15 protein-coding genes are annotated in these 21,934 nt (G+C 33.6%); 1 reads left to right on the top strand and 14 read right to left on the bottom strand.

What is annotated here, in order from left to right:
- Positions 1 to 3: 3 nt before the first annotated feature.
- Entirely contained in the window at positions 4 to 3,426 is a 3,423-nt protein-coding gene (ileS, locus tag ACJMLB_RS04195) for an isoleucine--tRNA ligase (protein ID WP_405323916.1), read from the bottom strand.
- 319 nt (positions 3,427 to 3,745) lie between these two features.
- Here ileS and ACJMLB_RS04190 point away from each other — a divergent pair, with 319 nt between their 5' ends.
- Positions 3,746 to 4,144 carry a DUF192 domain-containing protein gene (locus ACJMLB_RS04190; protein WP_405323914.1) on the top strand — a complete coding sequence of 133 codons (399 nt, stop codon included), beginning with the start codon at positions 3,746 to 3,748 and terminating at the stop codon, positions 4,142 to 4,144.
- A 63-nt stretch (positions 4,145 to 4,207) separates the two neighbouring features.
- Here the strand turns inward: ACJMLB_RS04190 and ACJMLB_RS04185 are convergent, their stop codons facing one another.
- The 13 genes from ACJMLB_RS04185 to rfbD all read right to left on the bottom strand — a co-directional run bounded on the left by ACJMLB_RS04185 (position 4,208) and on the right by rfbD (position 21,864).
- The gene (locus ACJMLB_RS04185; RefSeq protein ID WP_405323912.1) at positions 4,208 to 4,906 is read right to left on the bottom strand and encodes a dihydromethanopterin reductase (acceptor); all 699 of its coding nucleotides are present in this window, start codon (positions 4,904 to 4,906) and stop codon (positions 4,208 to 4,210) included.
- 133 nt (positions 4,907 to 5,039) lie between these two features.
- Positions 5,040 to 6,314 (bottom strand): serine hydroxymethyltransferase, encoded by a 1,275-nt coding sequence (gene glyA, locus ACJMLB_RS04180; protein WP_405323910.1) that lies wholly within the window; start codon positions 6,312 to 6,314, stop codon positions 5,040 to 5,042.
- Positions 6,315 to 6,721: 407 nt separating this feature from the next.
- The gene (locus ACJMLB_RS04175) at positions 6,722 to 8,704 is read right to left on the bottom strand and encodes a 4Fe-4S binding protein (protein ID WP_405323908.1); all 1,983 of its coding nucleotides are present in this window, start codon (positions 8,702 to 8,704) and stop codon (positions 6,722 to 6,724) included.
- 615 nt (positions 8,705 to 9,319) lie between these two features.
- A complete protein-coding gene (locus tag ACJMLB_RS04170; RefSeq protein ID WP_405323906.1) occupies positions 9,320 to 10,225 on the bottom strand; it encodes an AEC family transporter in 906 nt (301 codons plus the stop codon).
- 203 nt (positions 10,226 to 10,428) lie between these two features.
- Complete coding sequence (gene radA, locus ACJMLB_RS04165; protein ID WP_304087395.1) at positions 10,429 to 11,364, bottom strand: DNA repair and recombination protein RadA; 936 nt, start codon at positions 11,362 to 11,364, stop codon at positions 10,429 to 10,431.
- 56 nt (positions 11,365 to 11,420) lie between these two features.
- The gene (locus ACJMLB_RS04160) at positions 11,421 to 13,886 is read right to left on the bottom strand and encodes an OB-fold nucleic acid binding domain-containing protein (RefSeq protein ID WP_405323904.1); all 2,466 of its coding nucleotides are present in this window, start codon (positions 13,884 to 13,886) and stop codon (positions 11,421 to 11,423) included.
- A 938-nt stretch (positions 13,887 to 14,824) separates the two neighbouring features.
- Positions 14,825 to 16,228, bottom strand: a complete 1,404-nt coding sequence (locus tag ACJMLB_RS04155; RefSeq protein WP_405323902.1) for an undecaprenyl-phosphate glucose phosphotransferase — start codon at positions 16,226 to 16,228, stop codon at positions 14,825 to 14,827.
- A gap of 196 nt (positions 16,229 to 16,424) precedes the next feature.
- Entirely contained in the window at positions 16,425 to 17,321 is an 897-nt protein-coding gene (locus tag ACJMLB_RS04150) for a glycosyltransferase family 2 protein (RefSeq protein WP_405323900.1), read from the bottom strand.
- 24 nt (positions 17,322 to 17,345) lie between these two features.
- Complete coding sequence (locus tag ACJMLB_RS04145; RefSeq protein ID WP_405323898.1) at positions 17,346 to 18,329, bottom strand: glycosyltransferase family 2 protein; 984 nt, start codon at positions 18,327 to 18,329, stop codon at positions 17,346 to 17,348.
- 24 nt (positions 18,330 to 18,353) lie between these two features.
- Positions 18,354 to 19,361 (bottom strand): dTDP-glucose 4,6-dehydratase, encoded by a 1,008-nt coding sequence (gene rfbB, locus ACJMLB_RS04140; protein WP_405323896.1) that lies wholly within the window; start codon positions 19,359 to 19,361, stop codon positions 18,354 to 18,356.
- 69 nt (positions 19,362 to 19,430) lie between these two features.
- Positions 19,431 to 19,994 (bottom strand): dTDP-4-dehydrorhamnose 3,5-epimerase, encoded by a 564-nt coding sequence (gene rfbC, locus ACJMLB_RS04135; RefSeq protein WP_405323894.1) that lies wholly within the window; start codon positions 19,992 to 19,994, stop codon positions 19,431 to 19,433.
- 43 nt (positions 19,995 to 20,037) lie between these two features.
- Positions 20,038 to 20,910: a glucose-1-phosphate thymidylyltransferase RfbA gene (gene rfbA, locus ACJMLB_RS04130; RefSeq protein WP_405323892.1), complete on the bottom strand. Its 873-nt coding sequence runs from the start codon at positions 20,908 to 20,910 to the stop codon at positions 20,038 to 20,040.
- A 93-nt stretch (positions 20,911 to 21,003) separates the two neighbouring features.
- Complete coding sequence (gene rfbD / locus ACJMLB_RS04125; RefSeq protein ID WP_405323890.1) at positions 21,004 to 21,864, bottom strand: dTDP-4-dehydrorhamnose reductase; 861 nt, start codon at positions 21,862 to 21,864, stop codon at positions 21,004 to 21,006.
- Positions 21,865 to 21,934 lie beyond the last annotated feature (70 nt).

Below are 21,934 nucleotides of genomic sequence, written 5' to 3'. Positions count from 1 at the left end.
ACCTTAGATAAGTTTAACAACAGAAATAATCACTTTGTTATCTTCAATAATCCATTCTTTTGAATATTCAACGGAAATATCGTCATCAACATTTTCCTCTGTACCTTTAAGTGTACAGACTTCACAAGCTTCACCATCAAATATTACAAGTGACTTAGCTCTTACCTCTTCACTTATTAAATCAGACTGCTTTTCAACCAATTCCTTGAATTCAGCATTGGTATTTACCATAACACCAATATTAGCCTCAACATCCAAGTCCATATCCTTTCTCATGTCTTGGATTCTTCTAATAAGTTCACGAGCCATAGCTTCAGATAAGATTTCTGGAGTGATTTTAGTATTTACGAATACGTTTCCTCCAGTAAATTCTGCACTTACAACATCATCAGGAAGCTCAGTTTCGTAAAGAACATCATCAACGGAGAGTTCAATTTCTTTTAAATTGCCTTCCCTATCTTCTCCCCTTACTACATATTTGCCAGTAGAATCTAGGCTATCCTTAATGGAATTGCCTATTCCATCGGCTTTAGCTTGTGCGAAGAATTTTTGTACAATTCCCATATCTCCTTTAAGTCTTGGACCTAAGGTCTTGAGATTAGGCTTTGCAATAAAGGTAAGGTTTTCGAATTCACTAGCAGTAATGAGTTCTTTAGTATTTGATTGATCTTTAATTACATCTTCAAGATAAGATACGCTTTCCAAGATTCCCTCATCTTGAGATACTACAGTAATGTCACTTACAGGCCATCTTAACTTGTATCTTGCAACATCCCTTGCTCTTGCAGCCGCTTCAATGACATCTCTGACATGATCCATTTTTGCTTCAAGCTCTTCATCGATTAAAGCATCATCATACATCCAATCATCCATATGAATACTTTCAACAGCCTCATCATCTAAGTTTTTAACTAAGTTTTCATATATCTCTTCAGATAAATGAGGAGTGATTGGAGCCATTAAATGGATTAAGGTATTAAGTGTAGTGTAAAGTGAATAGTATGCACCTAACTTGTCTGGATCATCGCTTTCCACCCAAGTTCTTCCTCTAATCAATCTTACATACCATCTGCTTAAGTCTTCGAGAATGAAATTGTTGATAGCTCTTGTAGCTAAATGGAAGTGAACATCATTGATTGCTTCCCCAACTTCTTTTGCAAGTGAATTTACACGGGATAAGATCCATTTATCCTCATTTCTTAATGTGATGTTTGCATCAGGACCGTCAATTACGCATTTTGCAGGGTCGAATTCATCAAGAGCCATGTAAGTGGTTGAGAACACATATACATTCCAAAGGATATTGAACATCTTTTTGACATTGTTCAATTCATCCCATACGAACTTAAGGTCATCCCATGGCTTGCAAGCCCATAAAAGGTAGAATCTGAGCACATCTGCACCATACTTTTCAATGACCTCCTCAGGTTGAACTACATTACCTAAGGATTTACTCATCTTTTTACCTTCTTCGTCCAATACGAATCCATGCATTAAAACCTTATTGTATGGAGCTTGGTCCAATGCAATTACACCAGTTCCTAATTGGGAATAGAACCATCCTCTGGTTTGGTCGTGTCCTTCACAAATAAAGTCGTAAGGATACCATTCGTTAAACATTTCCTCTTCACGAGGGTAGTATAAAGCTGCCCAACCTGCTACTCCTGAGTCAATCCATACATCCAATACATCAGGAATACGTTTCATTGAGCCTCCACAATCACATTTAATCAATACGTCATCAACATAAGGTCTGTGTACTAAATCCTCATCACTTGCAGTGATTTCATTGATTGATTCATTTTTAAGCTCTTCTACAGAACCTATTACCTTGATTTCACCACAATCAGGACAGATCCAAATAGGTATTGGAATACCCCAGTATCTTTGTCTTGAAATGGTCCAGTCTTTAGCGTTAGCTACCCAATCATGGAATCTTCCTTCACCAGCCCATTTAGGTACCCATTCAACTCTGTCAATTTCAGAGAGCATTTTATCCTTGATTTCAGGTACTTTAATGAACCATTGCTCAGTAGCTAAGTAAATAATAGGAGTCTTACATCTCCAACAGACACCGTATCTGTGAGTGATGGTGTCATTCTTAAACATTAAATCTTGAGCAATTAAATCTGCAATAATGGTGTCATTCATGTCTTTGGTAAAGCCTTCAGCATAGATACCGCCATCTTCAGTGAAACATCCTGCCTCATCCACTGGACAGTGTATAGGAAGTCCTATTTTTTGACCGATTTCAAAGTCCTCAGGACCGTGTCCAGGAGCAGTGTGTACAAAACCAGTACCTTCTCCTAACTCTACATGGTCTCCATGGAAAGTGGAGTGAACTAAACTGTTTTCTGCTTCAATTTCCATTTGTTTTGGCACTTGTTCTGCTAAAGGATAAACATAAGACAAACCTAAAAGTTCTGAACCCTTTACGGTTTTAATGATTTCATACATCACTTCTTTCTCTTCCTCGATGATGTATTTCTTTTCTTTAGACTCTTCATCCTCAGGATTATATTTAGGATTTGGCAATTTGTTTTTGTGAATAACTTCAATTGGACCTAAAACGGTTTCCAAGAGCTCATTTGCTATGATTAGGATTTCTTCTCCACTTTCATTTATTCTTTCATCCACTTTAACGAAAGAATAATCGAAGTCTTCATTTAAACAAATAGCTAAGTTTCCAGGAAGTGTCCAAGGAGTGGTTGTCCATACCAAGAATGATTGTCTTAAATCAGCTAAATCTTCAAATCCATCGCAGTTTTCTTCTGTTAAGAAGTTTTCCTTTAATGGGAAACGTACATAAATGGAAGGGTCATCTCCTTCAGTATAGTCAATTTCAGCTGCAGCAAGTGCAGTTTGACAGTGAGGACACCAGCTGATTACCCTTTGGTCACGGGTAAGCAAGTTCTTTTCATGAGTTTTCTTCAATGTCCACCATGCGGATTCCATATATTTAGGATCCAAGGTCATATAAGGATTATCCCAATCCATCCAAACTCCTAAGCTTTTGAATTGCTCAGTCATTGCAACCTTATTTTCCATTGCAAACTCTTTACATTTGTTGATAAAGTTGTCAATACCGTATTTCTCTTCAATTTCCTGCTTGGATTCAATGCCTAACAATTGCTCTACCTTATGTTCAATAGGCAATCCATGGGTATCCCATCCAGCTTGTCTTCTTAACTTAAATCCATTCATGGACTTGTAACGCAATAAGGTGTCTTTGATAACCTTATTCCAGGTAGTACCTAAATGGATTTTTCCACTACAATATGGAGGTCCGTCCAAAAAGGAATATTGTGGACCATTAGCTCGTAGCTTATTTGTTTTTTCATATATATCAGAATCTGCCCAAAAGTTTTGGACCTTTTCTTCTATTTTCTTAAAGTCATAGTTTTTATCTGCCTCTTTTAACGGCATATCGATTCTCCTAATAAATGTGATTTTTTAAATTTATTAAAATGGTAAATATCATGAAAATTTAAGATAAAATTCATTATCTTAATGATTTTAATAAATTATATAATATATATTATTATGATATATATTTTTCATTTTGAATGTAAATAAACTTTATTATTATTAATATTTATAAAAATAATAATTGTTTTAAAATTGTCAAAATATGATGGAATTAAAAAATCATAAATAGCTTGTTAAATTGATTTTAAAGTGTTAAAAACTTTTTAAAAATGAAAATATTTATAAATATATAGAATGAATAGAAAATAATAGAATTATGAACAATAAATTGAAAAATAAGAAAAATACAACTAATAAAAATTTGAGATTAATTACACTTAAAAAATCAAATAAAAAAATTGCAAAGATTAGAATAGCCAACACTTTTTTTAGTCGTTTGATGGGACTGATGTTAAAAAAGAATGCTAAAGTTCCATTGCTGTTTGAAATTCCTGAGAGAATAAATAAAAAGGAAAGATCTTCAATTCATAGCTTCTTCATGAGATTTGAGATAATTATAGTTTTTATTGATAAAAGCAATGGGGTTTTCGAAATAGCTGAATTGAAACCGTGGAAGTGTCATATACCTAAAAAACCAGCAAAATATATAGTTGAATTTGATAAAAGAGAATTCAATGATTGCTTGAAGATAGGTGATGAGATAGAAATAAAATAAATAGAAGAGCGGGAAATGAATTGATGAAAAAAAGTTAAAATAGGTGAATAATGGATAGGAAAATTATAAATCTAAACTATCCATAAGACTTTGAGGAGTGTCGAAAATCTCGATTCCCTCCATTTTTTGGAGCTTTTGAGTGTTTTCAATATCAATTTCCCTCATATGCATGGTTATGATTTTTCCTGTTGAAACCGCATCATATGGACAAATGTCCTTACAGGTTCCACAGCCAATGCATTTCAATAGATCAATCTCTTCATGAGCAATGATTGCACCATTCGGACAAGCTAAAGCAGCCTCACATTCATCACATTTTTGGCATTTTGTCTTTTCAAGCTTTGATGGCAATATGGTTTCCACATCCCCTGGCTCAATGTCTACAGGGACCATAAGGGTTCTCACTCTGCCTTTTCCAGCTTGTGCAACTGCATTTGTTACAAGAGTGTCTGAAATTCCATGAACTATCTTAGCAACGGTGTTTGCAGTTGTAGGTGATACGATAAGCAAATCATATTTTCCAAGTGAAAGCCTTCCGGTAATTGGAAAACTGAATTTTTGGTTGGAATCGCTTGCAAGTTCATTATACCTTCCACCGGTTACAGCAACAACCCTATCATAGAGACCATACATCTTTAAAACTTCTTCGGAAGCCTGTGATAGAAAAACAGTGAGATCGTTGTCTTTTGCCAATTCTTCCATAGCTTCAACGCTTTCCTTAAGCAAATGTCCTGCACCGGTAAAAGCCCATCCTATTTTCATGAAATATCCCCTAATAAAAATTAATATGATTAATGTTTTCAAATATGAAAAGTCAAGAATAATTAAAAAAAAATATAAAAAATAAAAAAAGAATTCCAGTCCAAAGACTGAAATTATTGAAATTCAAAAAGAATTAGATATGTTCAATGAACTTGTATCCTTCTTCTTCTGTGAAAGCGTAGTGAATGGTTCTGTATTGAGACATGAATTCAGTTACTTCATCCTTGATGTCTACTTTGTCACCTTCAGCAACTCTCCAGATAAATTCAGCTACTTCTTCCATTTCTTTTTCTTTCATTCCTCTTCTGGTGATTTCTTGAGTACCGATTCTGATACCAGATGGGTCATCACTGTCATTTACATTGTCACCAGGAATGAGGTTTTTGTTAAGAATGATATTGTTTTGCTCTAATTCCTTAGCCAATATGGTAGCTCTTTTAACATCTCTTACATCCATAGCTACTTGGTGAGATTCAGTGTATCCTAAGTCTTCACACATTACATTGAATCCTTGTTCTGCAAGAGCACCAGCTAATGCTTTAGCGTTCTTAATGGTTTGTTTAGCGTAATCTTCACCAAACTCTAACATTTCAGCGGTAGCAATACCTAAACCAGCCAAGTGGTGCAAGTGGTGGTTACTTACTACACCAGGGAATACAGCATTGTCAATTAATTTTTCATTTTTCTTATCGGATAAGATGATTCCTCCTTGAGGACCTGGGAAAGTCTTGTGGGTACTTCCCATAAGTACTTCAGCCCCTTCTTTTAAAGGATCTTGGAATTGTTTTCCTGCAATCAATCCAAGCACGTGAGCACCATCGTACATAATGGTTGCTCCCACTTCATTAGCTGCATCAACGACTTCGGATACAGGGTGTGGGAAAAGGAATAAACTTCCTCCAAAGAGAATGATTTTTGGTTTTTCCTCTAAGATCATTTTGTTCAATGCATCAACATCAATGTTCATCACTTCTGGGTTAAAAGGATGTTCTAAAGTTTTTAATCCTCTAATACCTGCTGCACTTACATTTGCATGGGAAATGTGTCCTCCAAAAGGAATGTTCATAGCAATCATTTTGTCTCCAGCTTTAGCAAAACCGAAGAAAGCAGCGAGGTTTGCAGTTACACCGGAAACTGGTTGAACATTTGCATAGCTACAGTCATAAACTTTACATGATAATTGTTTTGTAATGTCTTCGATTTGGTCAATGTAGGTACATCCTTGGTATAATCTTTCATAAGCTTGTCCTTCTGCATATCTGTGAGCCAAATCAGAAGCCATTGCAGTTGTAACAGCATTACTTGTTGTATTTTCACTTGCAATGAGATTAACGCTGTCTCTCATCCAGTCATTATGAACTCTCATCAAGTCATAAATCTTATTCATATCTTCTTCATATTGATACATAATCATAACACCTATATTTTCTAAAAATTGTAATCTTATAAATATAATTATAAATTAAATCTTTGATAAAAAATTAAAAATTTTAAAAGCTTATAAAAATCAGAGCAATGATTAAAAAAATACTGGTTCTAAAAAATATAATCTTATAAAATTCTTATTAATATATAATATAATTTTTTAATTAAATAAAACTTTTTATTAAATATATTATATTTTATATTATTTTCTTATTGATAATGAGAATTTGATTTCAATTTGAGAAGAAAATGATCTTAATTGAAAAAAATGTTTAAAAAAAGTTTGGAAAAAATGATTGAAAAAATATTGTAAAAAAAGTTGATTAATATACGAACAAATAAAAATTGTTTAAAAAAAAAGAAAAAGAAAAAGAGAATAAATCTCTTAATCTATTTTGCAACATCTTCGAGAGCTGCTGCAATTTGTGCCATAATTTGTTCGGTTTTGAAGTGGTTTTGGTTCATAGCACCAGATGGACATGCACCTACACAGGTACCACATCCTTTACATAATGCAACGTTAATAGCTGCGTGTTTGTCTGCGCCTTCACCTTCAATACTTACAGCACCGAATGGACATAATTCTACACATACTTCACATGCACCACAAACGGTGGTATCAGTGTCAGCAGTAATAGGTTCGATTTCTACTTCACCTTTAGCCATTGGGATAGATGCTCTTGATGCTGCAGCAGATCCTTGTGCTACTGCGTCAGGAATATCTTTAGGACCTTGTGCTACACCAGCAATGTAAACACCGTCAGTTAAAGTGTCAACAGGTCTGAGTTTTGGGTGAGCTTCCATGTAGAATCCGTCGGAAGTTCTGGATAAACCTAAGGTTTGTCTGAGTTCGTTAGATCCTTTAGGAGGTTCTAATCCTACAGATAATACAACTAAGTCGTAGGTGTATTCAGTTACTTTTCCGAGTAAGGTGTCTTCTGCTCTTACGGTTAAGGTTAAGTCATCGTTTTCGAGGATTTCTGCAGGACGTCCTCTGATGAATTCAATACCGTATTTTTCTTGGGAAGTTTTGTAGAACTCTTCGAATCCTTTACCGAATGAACGGATATCCATGTAGTAACAAGTTACTTCAGTGTCAGGTTCGTGGTCAATACATAATTGAGCGTTTTTCATGGAGTACATACAACATACTCTTGAACAGTAGGATTTACCGATTTGTTCATCTCTTGAACCGACACAGTGGATGAATGCAACACGTTTAGGTTCTTTACCGTCAGATGGTTTTTGTACGTGACCACCAGTAGGACCGGATGCGTTGATCATTCTTTCAATTTCCATTGCGGTAATTACGTTAGTGTATCTACCGTAACCGTATTCGTATTTTTCAGTTGGGTCATATGGGTCGTAACCGGTTGCTGCAATGATGGTACCAACATGGAGTTCGATTTCTTCAGGTTCCATGTTACGGTCGATTGCTTCAGGACCACATACGGTTTCACAAAGACCACAGTCGATACAGTAGTTTTTGTCGATAGTTGCACAGAGAGGTACTGCTTGAGGGAATGGGATGTAAGCTGCTCTTACCATACCTACACCTTCGTCGTAGTAGTTAGGTATTTCGATAGGACAGACTTCTTGACATTGTCCACATCCAGTACAGTCTTCTTCTTTAACGTATCTAGGTTTTTTCTCAACTTTTACAGTAAAGTTACCGATGTAACCATCTACTTCTTTTACTTCTGCGTAAGTAATTAATTCAATGTTTTCGTGTTTGGAAGTGTCTACCATCTTAGGTGCGAGAATACACATGGAACAGTCTAAGGTAGGGAAGGTTTTGTCTAATTGACCCATTCTTCCACCGATAGTTGGGTTTCTTTCTACCATGTAGGTTTTGAATCCCATATCAGCTAAGTCTAATGCAGATTGAATACCTGCTACTCCACCACCAATAACGAGACATTTTTTGTCTACTGCTACTTTAGAAGCTTCGAGAGGTTCTAATAATCTTGCTTTTGCAACAGCCATACGAGTTAAGTCTTTTGCTTTTGCAGTTGCTTCAGCAGGTTGGGTCATGTGTACCCAAGAGTCTTGTTCTCTTAAGTTAGCAAATTCAAATAAGAACTTGTTTAATCCAGCTTCTTCTACACATCTTCTGAAGGTAGGTTCGTGAAGTCTTGGAGAACATGCTGCTACTACGATTCTGTTTAAGTTGTGTTCTTTGATGTCATCTTGGATAAGACTTTGACCTGGGTCAGAACACATGTATTTGTAATCTTTTGCTACTACTACGTTAGGTAAAGTTTTTGCGTATTCTGCTACTTCAGGACAGTTTACGACTCCACCAACGTTTACACCACAGTGGCAAACATATACTCCCACTCTAATTTCTTCGTTATTAATTTCTTCTGCCATTAAATCACCTTGTACAAGTAAAATGATTAATCATTTGATCTAATTTTTTAAATATATTATATATATATAAAATATTAGATAGTTTAATTTTTCTAAAAAGTGAGTATATAAAGGTTTCTATAAATAAGTAGGAGTAAAGTATATATATGAGAAAATTTTAAATTGATTAAAACTGGATAAACTAATAAATTAAAGTTATTTAGTATTATTTTAATTAAATAAGATTAAATTAGCGTAATTATAAAAAATAAAAGATATTTAATTCTTTAATTAAGAAAATAAAATACTTTTTGATACACCTAAAAATTAAAAAAAATACAATGAAAATTTCAAAGAAAGGTGGAAAAGCCTTTAAAAATTGAAAAATTTCTGAACAAAGATAATCATTCAAATAGGTTTAAATTGGATTTAAACAGGAAATAATTATTATTGAGATAAAAAAATGATAATTAATAAGTATTAAACCCAAATAGAAATTATTTAACTTAATTTTAAAATTTAAGCTAATTTAAAAAATAATAAAAGTAGTGTAACCTTTTATGCAACACCAAAAATACGGGAAATTGACCCTATATAAATGAGTAAAAAAATTGATAATAACCCTTAAAATGTTCGTTAAAGGATAAACATTAAGAATATAGGAATTGTTACAAGACTGAATACTGTGGATGTGAAAATGCAATCAGAAGTAAGTTCCCAATCCAATCTATAGGTAACAGCCAATACCAATCCCAACATTGCAGATGACATAGCAGCTTCAATAAATCCAATAGTATGTTCAAATCCTGTTATGTGAAGTAAAGACAATACTCCTAATGCGATTAAAGGATAAATGATCAATTTTATAATTGAGGCCAAACCTACCTCCTTGAAATGATGCTTCAAGCCATCGATCTTTAAGGACAATCCTAATGATATCATAATGAGTGGAATGGTAGCCCCTGCCAAATAAGTCACCACAGTAGATCCTACAGATGTGATTGGAATGCTGAAGATATTGAATGTTATTCCCAATATGATTGACCATAGAGGCAGGAATGTTAATATCTTGCGAATTGCCACTTTGATTTCACCATCAAAAATCAATATCAAGATAAAGCTTAAGACAACAAAAATTATTGAAGTGGAAATATCACAAAATACAGCTCTTATCATACCTGCATTGCCAAAGATTCCTTGAGTGATAGGATAACCTAAAAAACCTGTGTTTCCCAAGACCACAACAATGACAATACTCCAAATTTTCCTCTTGTCCCATCCTAAAAAATTAAGTAGCAAATAAGTTAATACTCCTACAATTAAACTAGTTATTAACATGTAAACTGTTAATATGCTTAATCTTGGAAGTAAGGAAACGTCAGCAGTGTATAAAGCATTGAAAATCATACATGGTAGAGCTATATTGATTACTATATTATTGAGGGTTTCGACATCATTTTCCTTCAAAAGACCAATCTTTTTAGATAAGGTCCCTATCAGAATCATGACAATGATTGAAACAATAATAATCCTATAGTCCATACAATCAACTAGATAATTCAATAATTTAAAAAAAAATAATTAGTTAGATAAATTAAATTTATAAAAATAAGTTAAAATAGTTTTTGTAAAATTAAAAAAAATTGAAAAAAAATAGAAAATAAAAGTAGATAAGAAAAAGTAGTTAAGAGAAATTACTCCCAACTATTGAAAATATTTTGATCAAACTTTTTTTAAAAGTTTGGTTAGTCTACAATACCATCAGTGGTTACTTTAAATACAGCTTCTCCTTCTGGCAAGTGAGGGCTGTCCACTAATCTAGCAATTCTTTTACCTGCTAAACCTTTTTTCAACCAGATTCTGTAAGTTGAAGCGTGTCCTAAAACGTGTCCACCAATAGCTTTTGTTGGACTTCCGAAGAATGCATCAGGTCTTGCTTGAACTTGGTTTGTAAGGAAAACTGCCACATTATAGGTATTTGCAACTTGTTGCAATGCATGCAAGTGTTGGTTTAGTTTTTGTTGTCTTACAGCTAAAGATTCCCTTCCTACATATTCTGCTCTGAAGTGTGCCATAAGGGAGTCAACGATGACCAACCTTACATTAACACCACTTTGGATTAATTCATTGATTTTTTCAGCCATTAAGATTTGGTGAGAAGAGTTGAATGCTCTTGCAATGTGAATCTTTCTTAACACTTCTTCATGATCGAGGCCAAATGCATCTGCTATTTGTTCAACCCTTTCCGGTCTGAAAGTGTTTTCTGTATCAATGAATACACATTCTCCATCTAAACCGCCTTTTTCCTTAGGCAATTGAACAGTAACAGCCAATTCATGGGAAATTTGACTTTTACCTGATCCGAATTCACCGAACACTTCAGTAATAGCTTGAGTTTCGATTCCACCACCGATTAACTCATCAACACCTTTACTTCCAGTGGTTATACGGCCAACATCACGTCTTCTTTCCATTACATCAAATGCTGTTTCAAAATCAATTTTTTCAGCTCTACGTGCCGCTTCAATAACTTTTTCAGCTACTCCTTCACCAATTTCCGCTTTTACAGCCAATTCCTTAGCAGTAGCAGTAGCCAATCTCATCATATCAGCAAAACCAGCTTCTCTTAATTTTTCAGCAGTTTTTTCTCCTACATTAGGTAAGTCTTCAAGTTCTACCATAATTATCAACCCATTAAACAAATTTATTTAAATTCATCATACTATAAAATCAAGACTTAAAACTCATTTTTAAGAATCTTTTTAGGTCTAAGCCTTATTTCTTCATCATAATTATTATAAGTTACATCAACAAGCAATTCTAAAGTTCTTCCATCAATATCCATTGCTTTAGTTTCCAAGAATCCGATATCTCCTTCACTTTCCTCATATAGAGCAACTATATCATCATGTTTCATATCAAATAATTGCTCAACCAATTCATTGAAGAAAGTTACTTGAATCTCTCCAGTCTCATCTGTAAGTTTTCCAGGAAGCATCAATAGATATTTAGGTTTATCTATATAATTTCCACAATGCGGACATTCCTCTTCATCCTCATCTTCAAGAGTACGATTACAGATAGGACATTTTGGCATTAAAATCTTTTCTATGTATGGATCTGAGAATGTACCACTTACTTTCACACTTCTATCTTCCAATTCAAGACTTGCAATGTCTTTTGAAGTGTATAAAATATTTTGCAATTCTTCGATATCTGGAAGACTGGTTAATTCATTATAGGAAGGTTGCAATATATTTGTTGAATTGCCTATGGACAACTCTACACGATTGCTCATATCATTGTAGTTTACACGTGGATTTTGAATTTTGATTGCCTCATTAATGTCATAAGGCAAATTGGTCTTATCATCCCATAAGGTTACAGCTATAAAGCCAGAATCATCACCAATGGTCATGTTTCTAACTAAACCTTTAGTTCCATCTTGTCTTTCGAATTCACGGGTATCTTCAATTTCCAAGATTCTTGCAACAACCTTAATGTTCATGTCATCTTCTTCGATGTCAAAGATTTTCTTGGTTTCATAGATTTGCTCTTCTAACTCTTCAAATGATGGCAAATCAGATGATTCAGCATCAGAAAGCTCAATTACTCTAGTTGTTTTACCAACGTTAAGTTCAACTTCATACATGCCTAACCTTGTTCTGGCATTTTCAATTTGATATGCTTTTCCTATGCCATAGGAAGCTTCTGCCTTCTCATCCCAGAATGAAATCCTTACTTTACCGGTTGAGTCTGCAATATCTCCAGAACGTACAAAACCAGTTGAACCATCATCTCTTTGGAAAGAATGGGAATCATTAAGGGTGATTAATCTACCGATGATGTCAACCTCTTCCCCATCATCCTCATGATCTTGAACTTCCCTAATGGTGATTGGGCCTAATTTACTTGCAATCTCATTTAATCCTTCAGCCAAATCTTCATTTCCTTCAGGATTAACTCTTAATTCAGTATTCCAATTGGTATTTACCCTGTATCCGCTGGTCGCATAATCATCATATTCGATATTACCGCCCATGACTTTAAGGATATCTCCTTTAGTTACTTTTAGTTTTGTGTCATCTCCCCAGAGAGTAACTCTAATGGAACCTGTATCATCAGTGATTTCAATTGATTTTACAAATCCTTTGGTTCCGTCTTGCCTATCAAATTGGATAGTGTCTTGGATTTTAGTAACAATACCTATTAAAGTAACATCATTGATTTCTTGGGCATTTCCAATTTTAATAATGTTTTCCTCATATTCCGGAATGTCATAGTCCCCTTCAACCTTAAGGATTCTGCCGTCCCAATGGGATAATGAGATTTCACCATTTCTTTCTCTGGATTGTTCGTTAAGGATTTTGACAATGTCTCCTTCTTTTAAGTCTAGGCTGTCAATTAATTTTACATCCTTATTCCATAAGGTGTAAGCAATCTTTCCGGTTTTATCCTGAATTTCAAGTGAGGTCACTTTTCCTTTCTTGCCATTGCTCTCATATGAATGAGGAGCAGGAACCCTGATCAATCTTCCGAAAATGCTTACCTTTTCGTCAGGAACAATATCTGCAATTGAAATAATGTTCTCTTCATAAACAGGGAAGTCAGCAATGTTTTCTGGGTAATTTTCACTTGTCTCATCTATTGTTCTAAGCAAAGATCTAGGACGTAATGAGAATTCTTTGCCTCCTCTGAATCCATCCTTACAGTCAACATCGGAAATTTCAACAATGTCTCCTTCACTGATATGCTTGAGATGCTTGATGTTTTCAGTCCAAAGCACAAGTCTTACCTCACCGGTATTATCAGCAATTTGCATGTTTGCAAGCTTTCCATCCTCTCCCTTTCTGGAAGTGAACAATTTTGGATTGGAAATAGACATTACCCTTGCAATAACACTAAATCCTTGACGGCCAGGTTCAACTTCAGCAATGGTTTTAGGAGTGCCAACATCAAAATCAGCTACAGTTTCGCCTTTAGTTTCCTCTCCAGTGAATGGATTTACCACCATATCTATGAAATCTTTATCACTGAAAAATGAAGCGTCTTTGTATTCTTCTTTAATTTTATTAAACTTGTCTATGAATTCATCCTTTGATAAAGCATCCTGAACTTTTTCCCAACCATCCTTAATGTATTGGAAATCTTCTTCACTAATATCTTCGGCTAAATTCATTCCATTGAAAAATTCTTTATCCATACCAAACCCTCGTTTTCTTTTAAATTATAAATTTAGTAAAAATAATTCAATAAAATAATAATCTAAAAATAATCATTAATGATGTTTTACAGTATGTTTTACAGTCAATTTCATTAAAGGAATTTTGAAATTTACTTTGATCATTATTTTATCACAATTTTTTCAAGTTAAATTATAATTTAATTTTTTCTATATATAATAATTAAGACAGAGCATTTGAAAACTAATAGTACCATTTCAACTGAAAAGAAAATGAACGATAAAAAGGTCTATTAATTCCCAAATCCTTTTTAAAAATGTAACCATTTAAGATAATTAAATAATGAAATGAGAATAAATAATAAAATAAATTTTATAATAAAAATATTTGTAAAAATAATGTTTATAAAATAATATTTGTAAAAATTAAAATTTTTAAACAAACTTAAACAAAAATTTTATTTTTTAAAAATTTATTTTTCAAATCATTAAATTCATTATAATTATATATTTATAATCTATATTATTTTAATATTTTTAATATCCGAATTCTGATAAAAATCATTACCATAAACAAATCAAAAAAATTATCAAATCATGTTAAATTCTTTTTGAAAATCCTAAGGATTCGAGTATAAACATTAAAACATTGTAGCTTATAAAAGTTTATATTACAATATAACAATTATATAGTGCATATCATAGTTTACAAATTTTTTATTCAAATTTCAAAACTTTAATCCATAGGCAATATTTTTAAAAATTAAGTCTGTAATAATCAATTAATTAACTAAATATATAAACATATGCTTTTTTTCATTATAATAATTGAAAATAACATCAATTTATCGATTTAAAGCAAATATATTAATTTAATTAAAAAATAACCAAATCATGACAATTTTAAAATAAATATAAAAAAATAGAATAGTGATTGTAATTGAGATTGGAGAAAGAGATTAGTAAGCATTGTCATCTCTTCTGAAAATAGTCTTAAGCATGATCTTAATGTCTAAAGTCAAGCTCCAGTTTTCTACATAACGGATATCATATTCAATACGCTTTTCTATAGAAGTGTTTCCCCTATATCCATTGACTTGAGCAAGACCTGTTAAGCCTGGCCTTACTTGGTGCTTAACCATGTATTTTGGAATTGACTTTTTGAATTGCTCAACAAAATATGGCCTTTCAGGGCGAGGGCCAACTACACTCATCTCCCTTTTCAAAACATTGAAGAACTGAGGCAATTCGTCTATGCTCATTCTTCTAATGAAAGAGCCAACTTTTGTTTTTCTTGGATCATCTTCAGTGGTCCATTGGGATTTCTCCTCATCCTCATCCTGGACCTTCATGCTTCTAAACTTATACATCATGAATGGCTTTCCACCATACCCTATCCTTTCCTGTTTAAAGATAACTGGTCCTGGTGATTCCAATTTGATTGCAATAGCTGTTATGAGCATGATTGGAGAAGTAATGATGATTGCTACAATGGCAACAAAATAGTCTTCAAGAATCTTTTTGAATTTGTTGAAGGCATCATCCAAAGGAACATATCGTATGTTGATTATTGGCAAATCATCCAACATGTCTACAGAAGGCTTTGCAGGCAAGTATTTATAATAGTCAGGAATGATTTCTGCCTTGATTCCCTCTTCCTCACATGCATCCACTATTTCATTCAAGTGATAATAATATTTCAATGGAATAGCTATAACTACCCTATCAAACTTATGGGACTTCAAAACATCCGGCAAATCCTTAAAGGTACCAATGAATTTGATTCCCTCATATGTTTTCCCAAGGTGTTCCTTTCTTCCTAAGAATCCTCCGATATTGTATCCCAAATAGGTTTTGGAATTGATCTTATGGGCAAAGGTAAAAGCCAATTCGTTATCTCCAATGATGAGCATATGCTTTAGATTACGATTGTTCACTCTCATGAATCTTAAAACCAAAATTACAAGAGCCCTTTCGATAATGGTGAAAATCATACCAAATAGGCTTAAGAGGAACAGCATAATCCTTGAAAAGTCAGGTTGGTCAATAATGAATAAAATAGCTACCAATATGATAAAAGCCATTATATCCGATTTGATTATATCTTCTGCACCTGAAAATATGGAAGATTTGTTTCTAAACGGCTTGTATAAACCAAAAAAGTAGTATAACAATAAATAAGTAGGAATAATGCATACAACAGTGAATATCAAATAATTCATAAAGGGCAAAGATCCTCCTAAAGGACCAAATAAGGTGGTTTTGAATCTAACATAATAAGCTAGAACCAATGAAAATAGAATTACAAGAACATCTATTACAACAAGCAATGTGTTCAATATTCGTTGATTTTCTTTAATCATTTACTATGCCCCTATTGATTAAAAATTTTATCTGAAATTGTAAAAAAGCCTATAATTAAAAAATATACTGATTTACTTGAATTTATACTTGAATTATATAAGTATATTTATGTAAAGAGAATCTATACAATAATAGATTTAATACCTATTATTTATAAAATTACCTATAAATATTTTTAGAAATGATATTGTTTTATTAAGACCTTAAGGCATTTTTGATTAAATTAAAAATCAATAAAACACCAATACCTACATAAACGGCAATATTCACAAATACATTGTACTTTTTAGTATAATGTTTCCTATAAAAGACATACATTGCCCTATAGAATTCATAAATAAGCTTCGGATTTCTCTTTTTGGTCTTTTTATCTTCACTGCTTGCTCCCTTGTAATGAATGATTTCCGCTTCTCCAAAGTAAATGATTCTCCATCCTGCCTGCTTTATCCTATAACACCAGTCAATGTCCTCTCCATACATGAAGAAGGTATCATCCAATAGGCCAATGTCATCAATTGCTGTTCTTCTGACAAGCATGAATGCTCCAACTAGACAGTCGATTTCATAAACTCCATCATCATCCAAATCATCTAGATTATAATCATCCTTTCCGCTATTTGTCTTAACATTGAATAGCTTATAGAAAGCATTTGCAGGATTTGGGAAACTGCGTTTGCAAGCCTTGTCAAGAGATCCATCTGCAAGTGATACCTTACAGCCCAATGCACCAACATCAGCATTTGTGGCTTTGGTCATGTAATCCATACATTTGTCGATTGTAGCTTCCTTAATAAGTGTATCTGAGTTTAAAAGAAGGATATATTCCCCTTCAGCTTGCTCAATAGCTAAATTGTTAGCCTTTGCAAAGCCGTCATTGCTGGAGTTGGCTATGACCTTGAGGATTCCCCTTGATATCTCATCCTTGAAGTAGTCCTCTAATTTAGCCAAACTGTCATCAGTTGACTTATTGTCTACAAGAAAGATCTCATAGGTATAATGAGTCGGCTCAGCCAAGCATGAATCAATGGTCTCCTTTGTTAATTTGAAAGTGTTGTAATTAACAATGATAATTGATAAATCTAAATCTCTCATTTTATTACACCTAAAGTAAAGCATTTATTTCCTTAAATAAGCAAAAGTGTTTTTTATAAGTTTCCATTCTATTTTAAAGTAATTTTTCCAGTTTTTTCTTAAAAATGGGGTTTTTGTTAATTCTTTTCTATTTCCTAATCCTTCCTTGACTCCATCCAAGTAAATGGAACCGTATCCTTTCATTGCGAAGAATATGTATTTTATTAAAAATCCAAGAAATATGAATATGAAATTGATGATTTTCTGTAAAATTGGGAAGTTCTTATAAATCAGGAATACATTGTTACGGGCAGCCAATCTGATCTTGAATTCATTGTATCTGCTTCCGCTTGTTCCGCTTCCATAATGGTAAACGATTGAATCTGGGCAGAAGTAATTCTTGTACCCGTAAATCTGAGACCTGTAAGCCAAGTCTATATCTTCTACATAGGCAAAGAAATTATCATCAAAAAGCCCTATTTCCTCTAGGGCTGATTTTCTATACAATGCCGCTCCTGCACATGATGAAAATATTTCCCTTTTCTCATCATATCTTTCCACTGGCTGGCCATCACCGATCTTTTTAGTCCAAGCAAGTATAGTGTATTCATCTCCAGCATCATCAATCAGTTTCCTATTGTAGTGCTGAATCATCTTTGACTGGATTGAAAATGGATTTTCCCCTAAGTCAATTGACTCATCCATAGCCTTGATGATCTCTTCCAAAGCGTTCCATTCAAGTTCCACATCATTGTTGACTGAATAGATGTACTCACATTTAGCTTCTCTTATCCCCTGATTCACTGCAGGGGCAAAACCTAAGTTATCCTCATTTTTTATAAGAACTATGTCGATAGGATAGTTTGCGCTATTTATAAACTCTTCAATGAATTCTATGCTTCCATCAGTAGAATCGTTGTCAATTATGATGATTTCTTCAATAAATCTGCTTTGAATCAATAATGTTTCAAAATAGCTATTCAAGAATTTCAAACCATTGTAATTTGGTGTAACTACTGATACTTTCATAAAATCACTTTAAAAAATTAAAAATTATTTTTTGGAATACATTTTCTCATAATATTCCTGATACTCACCTGATTTTACCTTTTCCATCCAATCCTGATTGTTCAGATACCAATTGATTGTTTCTATGATTCCTGTTTCAAAGGTGTATTTTGGCTTCCAGCCTAATTCTTCAGTTATTTTAGTTGAATCGATTGCATAGCGTCTGTCATGCCCTAATCTGTCTTTTACGAATTTAATCAATGATTCGCTCTTGCCAAGCTCTTTTAAGATGAGCTTTACGATTTCAATGTTTTCCTTTTCATTATGGCCACCAATATTGTAGACCTCACCTAATTTCCCCTTATGGAGAACAAGGTCAATAGCTGTACAATGGTCATAGACATGCAACCAATCCCTAATGTTCTTACCATCACCGTAAACTGGCAACTCCTTATCCTCTAAAGCATTTGAAATCATTAATGGAATAAGCTTTTCAGGGAATTGATAAGGGCCATAATTGTTTGAGCATCTTGTGATGTTGATTGGCAAGCCGAATGTTTCTCCATAGGCTCTCACCATTAAATCAGCACCTGCCTTTGAAGCGGAATATGGACTGTTTGCCTGAAGTGGGCTTTCTTCTGTGAAATACCCTTCCTTACCTAAACTTCCATAGACCTCATCTGTAGAAACCTGTAAAAACTTCTTGATATTGTGCTTTTTGGCAGCATCCAACAACACTTGAGTTCCAATGATATTGGTCTTGATGAATATTTGAGGATCTTCAATGCTGCGGTCTACATGACTTTCAGCAGCAAAATGAACTATATAATCAGTATCCTTGACAATAGAATCAACCAATTCCTCATCTTGAATGTCACCTTTAAAAAAGGCATAGTTAGGATTGTCTTCAATATCCTCCAAATTTTCAAGATTTCCACAGTATGTAAGGGCATCTAAATTTACAATCTCATAATCAGGATACTTTTCAAGCATATACTTTACAAAATTGCTCCCTATAAATCCTGCTCCACCAGTTATTAAAACTTTAGTCATATAAATCACATGTTGAATGAATAATTGAATATTGAATAATTGATAATAAAACGTTAAATATTAAATAAATTAAAAATCTGTTTCAGTTTCCTTCATTGGTTTCCATAACTTATCCTTATCAGATAAAAGAATGTTTTCCTCTCCGATTCCTTCCAATGGCCAATCAATAGCTATATCAGGATCGTTCCAAATGATTCCCCCTTCATCTTCACCATTGTAGAAATCAGTGCATTTGTAAACGAATTCGGCTTCATCTGATAAAACCAGGAATCCATGAGCAAATCCCTTTGGTATGAAAAGCTGTTTCTTATTCTCCTCAGAAAGAATCTCACCTATCCATTTTCCGTAAGTGTCTGATTTCTTTCTAAGGTCAACAGCCACATCAAAAACCTCACCTTTTATTACGCGAACCAACTTTCCTTGAGGTTGGGTGTATTGAAAATGAAGCCCTCTTAAAACTCCTTTTGATGATTTTGATTGATTATCCTGGACAAAGGTCAAGTCAATGCCTTCCTCCTTGAAATCATTTTCATTATAGGTTTCCATAAAGTATCCTCTTTCATCACCAAAAACTGTTGGTTCAACAGTGAAGACTCCTTCAATTTCACTTTTAGTTATCTTGAATTTACCCATTTTCATACCTTCTGATTGATAAAATTTGATTATGAAATTTTTGTTATAGCTTTCTGTCAGCCAGTTCAATTAAATATTGGCCATATTCTGTCTTTTCAAGAGGCTTTGCCAATCTCAATAAATCTTCCTTATTGATATAACCTTTTAAATAAGCTATCTCTTCCAAACAAGCTATAAATAAACTTTGCCTTCTTTGGACTGTTTCAATGAAATTACTTGCTTCAAGCAATCCGTCATGAGTTCCAGTATCAAGCCAAGCCATTCCTCTACCAAGCAATTCGACCTTAAGCTTTCCGCATTTAAGGTATTCTTCATTGATTGAGGTTATTTCAAGCTCACCCCTATCAGATGGCTTGACATTCTTAGCGATTTCAATAACATCATTGTCATAGAAATAAAGTCCAGGAACAATGTAATTGGATTTAGGATGCTCAGGCTTCTCTTCAATGGACAAGACATTCCAATCCTTATCAAACTCTACAACACCGAATTCCTCAGGCCTGTTTGTATAATAACCAAAGACAACTGCTCCCTCTTCAAGGGAACATGCCCTTTCCAATATTTCTGTGAACCTATGTCCATGGAACACATTGTCTCCTAAGATAAGAGCAACATTGTCATCACCAATGAATTCCTCACCAATGATGAATGCTTCAGCCAAACCATTAGGATTTTCCTGCTCTGCATAAGAGAAAGACATTCCCAAATCAGAACCGTCCCCCAATAATTCCTTATACATCGGCAGGTCTCTTGGAGTTGAGATGATGAGGATATCCCTAATGTTAGCTAACATTAATACGGATATCGGATAATAGATCATCGGTTTATCATATAAAGGCAATAGCTGTTTGGAAACAGCCTTTGTAATTGGATACAATCTTGTTCCAGCTCCACCAGCCAATACTATTCCTTTCATATAATCACTCACTTTTTAAAAATTAATTTGCATTTATTAAATTTTTTGTAATTTGTTAAAATTTTTTGTAAATATTATTTTTAGATTTTTAAATCAAATCTTTCTAAGTCGTTTAAAAAAATTATACAATGATAAATAAGAACCTAAAGCCTCTTTATAATCTCTCATTGGAACAAATCCTGATGCGTTCCACTTTTTATTGTCTAAAACTGAATAATGAGGTCTTGGAGCAGGCCTTGGGAATTCCTCAGTGCTTACTGGAATGACATTAACATCAACATTGGACAATTCAAATATCAGTTTTGCAAAATCATACCAGGAACATTCACCTTCATTTGTCACATGGTAAATTCCATACTTATCGCTATTCAATAGATTGGTGATTGCAACAGCCAAATCCAAGGAGTATGTTGGAGATCCTATTTGGTCATTGACAACAGTTATCTCATCATGGGTTTCAGCCAAATCGAGCATTGTCTTTACAAAATTGTTTCCATGAAGGCCATATAGCCATGCAGTACGAAGAATGAAATACTTGTCAGTATTCTCCTGTATGAATTTCTCTCCCTCCAATTTTGTTTTTCCATAAGCGCTTTGAGGACCTAACTTATCGGTTTCTATGAGAGGAGTTCTCTCGCTTCCATCAAAGACATAATCTGTGCTGATATGGACTAAAGGAACATCAATGCTATTGCAAGCAATGGCTAAATTTTTAGGGCCTAATGCATTTACAGCGTATGCCTCATCAAAATTGGTTTCACAATCATCGACAGCAGTATAAGCTGCAGCATTAACAACCAAATCAGGTGATTTTTCACTGATGAAATCAATCACTTTCTCTTCATCAGTAATATCCAAATCCTTAGAACCGGTACAGATCAATTCAAAGTTTTTAAGAACCTCTCTTAAATCAGAACCTAACATTCCATAGGCACCAGTTATCATTATTTTCATAAAATTCCTCAAATTAAATTAAAGTTTAATAAACTATTATAATATAATTTTTAGTTTTATAAAATATAAA

Origin of the sequence: Methanobrevibacter sp. (assembly GCF_045114555.1) — an archaeon.
Taxonomy (GTDB): Archaea; Methanobacteriota; Methanobacteria; order Methanobacteriales; family Methanobacteriaceae; genus Methanobrevibacter.
The sequence above is the reverse complement of the archived record's forward strand: the minus strand, read 5'-3'. Positions and strand labels throughout refer to the sequence as shown.

Excerpts from the sequence above, each read along its gene's own strand:
- ileS (WP_405323916.1), bottom strand. The coding sequence starts at position 3,426 with ATGCCGTTAAAAGAGGCAGATAAAAACTATGACTTTAAGAAAATAGAA.
- ACJMLB_RS04190 (WP_405323914.1), top strand. The coding sequence starts at position 3,746 with ATGAACAATAAATTGAAAAATAAGAAAAATACAACTAATAAAAATTTG.
- ACJMLB_RS04185 (WP_405323912.1), bottom strand. The coding sequence starts at position 4,906 with ATGAAAATAGGATGGGCTTTTACCGGTGCAGGACATTTGCTTAAGGAA.
- glyA (WP_405323910.1), bottom strand. The coding sequence starts at position 6,314 with ATGTATCAATATGAAGAAGATATGAATAAGATTTATGACTTGATGAGA.
- ACJMLB_RS04175 (WP_405323908.1), bottom strand. The coding sequence starts at position 8,704 with ATGGCAGAAGAAATTAATAACGAAGAAATTAGAGTGGGAGTATATGTT.
- ACJMLB_RS04170 (WP_405323906.1), bottom strand. The coding sequence starts at position 10,225 with ATGGACTATAGGATTATTATTGTTTCAATCATTGTCATGATTCTGATA.
- radA (WP_304087395.1), bottom strand. The coding sequence starts at position 11,364 with ATGGTAGAACTTGAAGACTTACCTAATGTAGGAGAAAAAACTGCTGAA.
- ACJMLB_RS04160 (WP_405323904.1), bottom strand. The coding sequence starts at position 13,886 with ATGGATAAAGAATTTTTCAATGGAATGAATTTAGCCGAAGATATTAGT.
- ACJMLB_RS04155 (WP_405323902.1), bottom strand. The coding sequence starts at position 16,228 with ATGATTAAAGAAAATCAACGAATATTGAACACATTGCTTGTTGTAATA.
- ACJMLB_RS04150 (WP_405323900.1), bottom strand. The coding sequence starts at position 17,321 with ATGAGAGATTTAGATTTATCAATTATCATTGTTAATTACAACACTTTC.
- ACJMLB_RS04145 (WP_405323898.1), bottom strand. The coding sequence starts at position 18,329 with ATGAAAGTATCAGTAGTTACACCAAATTACAATGGTTTGAAATTCTTG.
- rfbB (WP_405323896.1), bottom strand. The coding sequence starts at position 19,361 with ATGACTAAAGTTTTAATAACTGGTGGAGCAGGATTTATAGGGAGCAAT.
- rfbC (WP_405323894.1), bottom strand. The coding sequence starts at position 19,994 with ATGGGTAAATTCAAGATAACTAAAAGTGAAATTGAAGGAGTCTTCACT.
- rfbA (WP_405323892.1), bottom strand. The coding sequence starts at position 20,910 with ATGAAAGGAATAGTATTGGCTGGTGGAGCTGGAACAAGATTGTATCCA.
- rfbD (WP_405323890.1), bottom strand. The coding sequence starts at position 21,864 with ATGAAAATAATGATAACTGGTGCCTATGGAATGTTAGGTTCTGATTTA.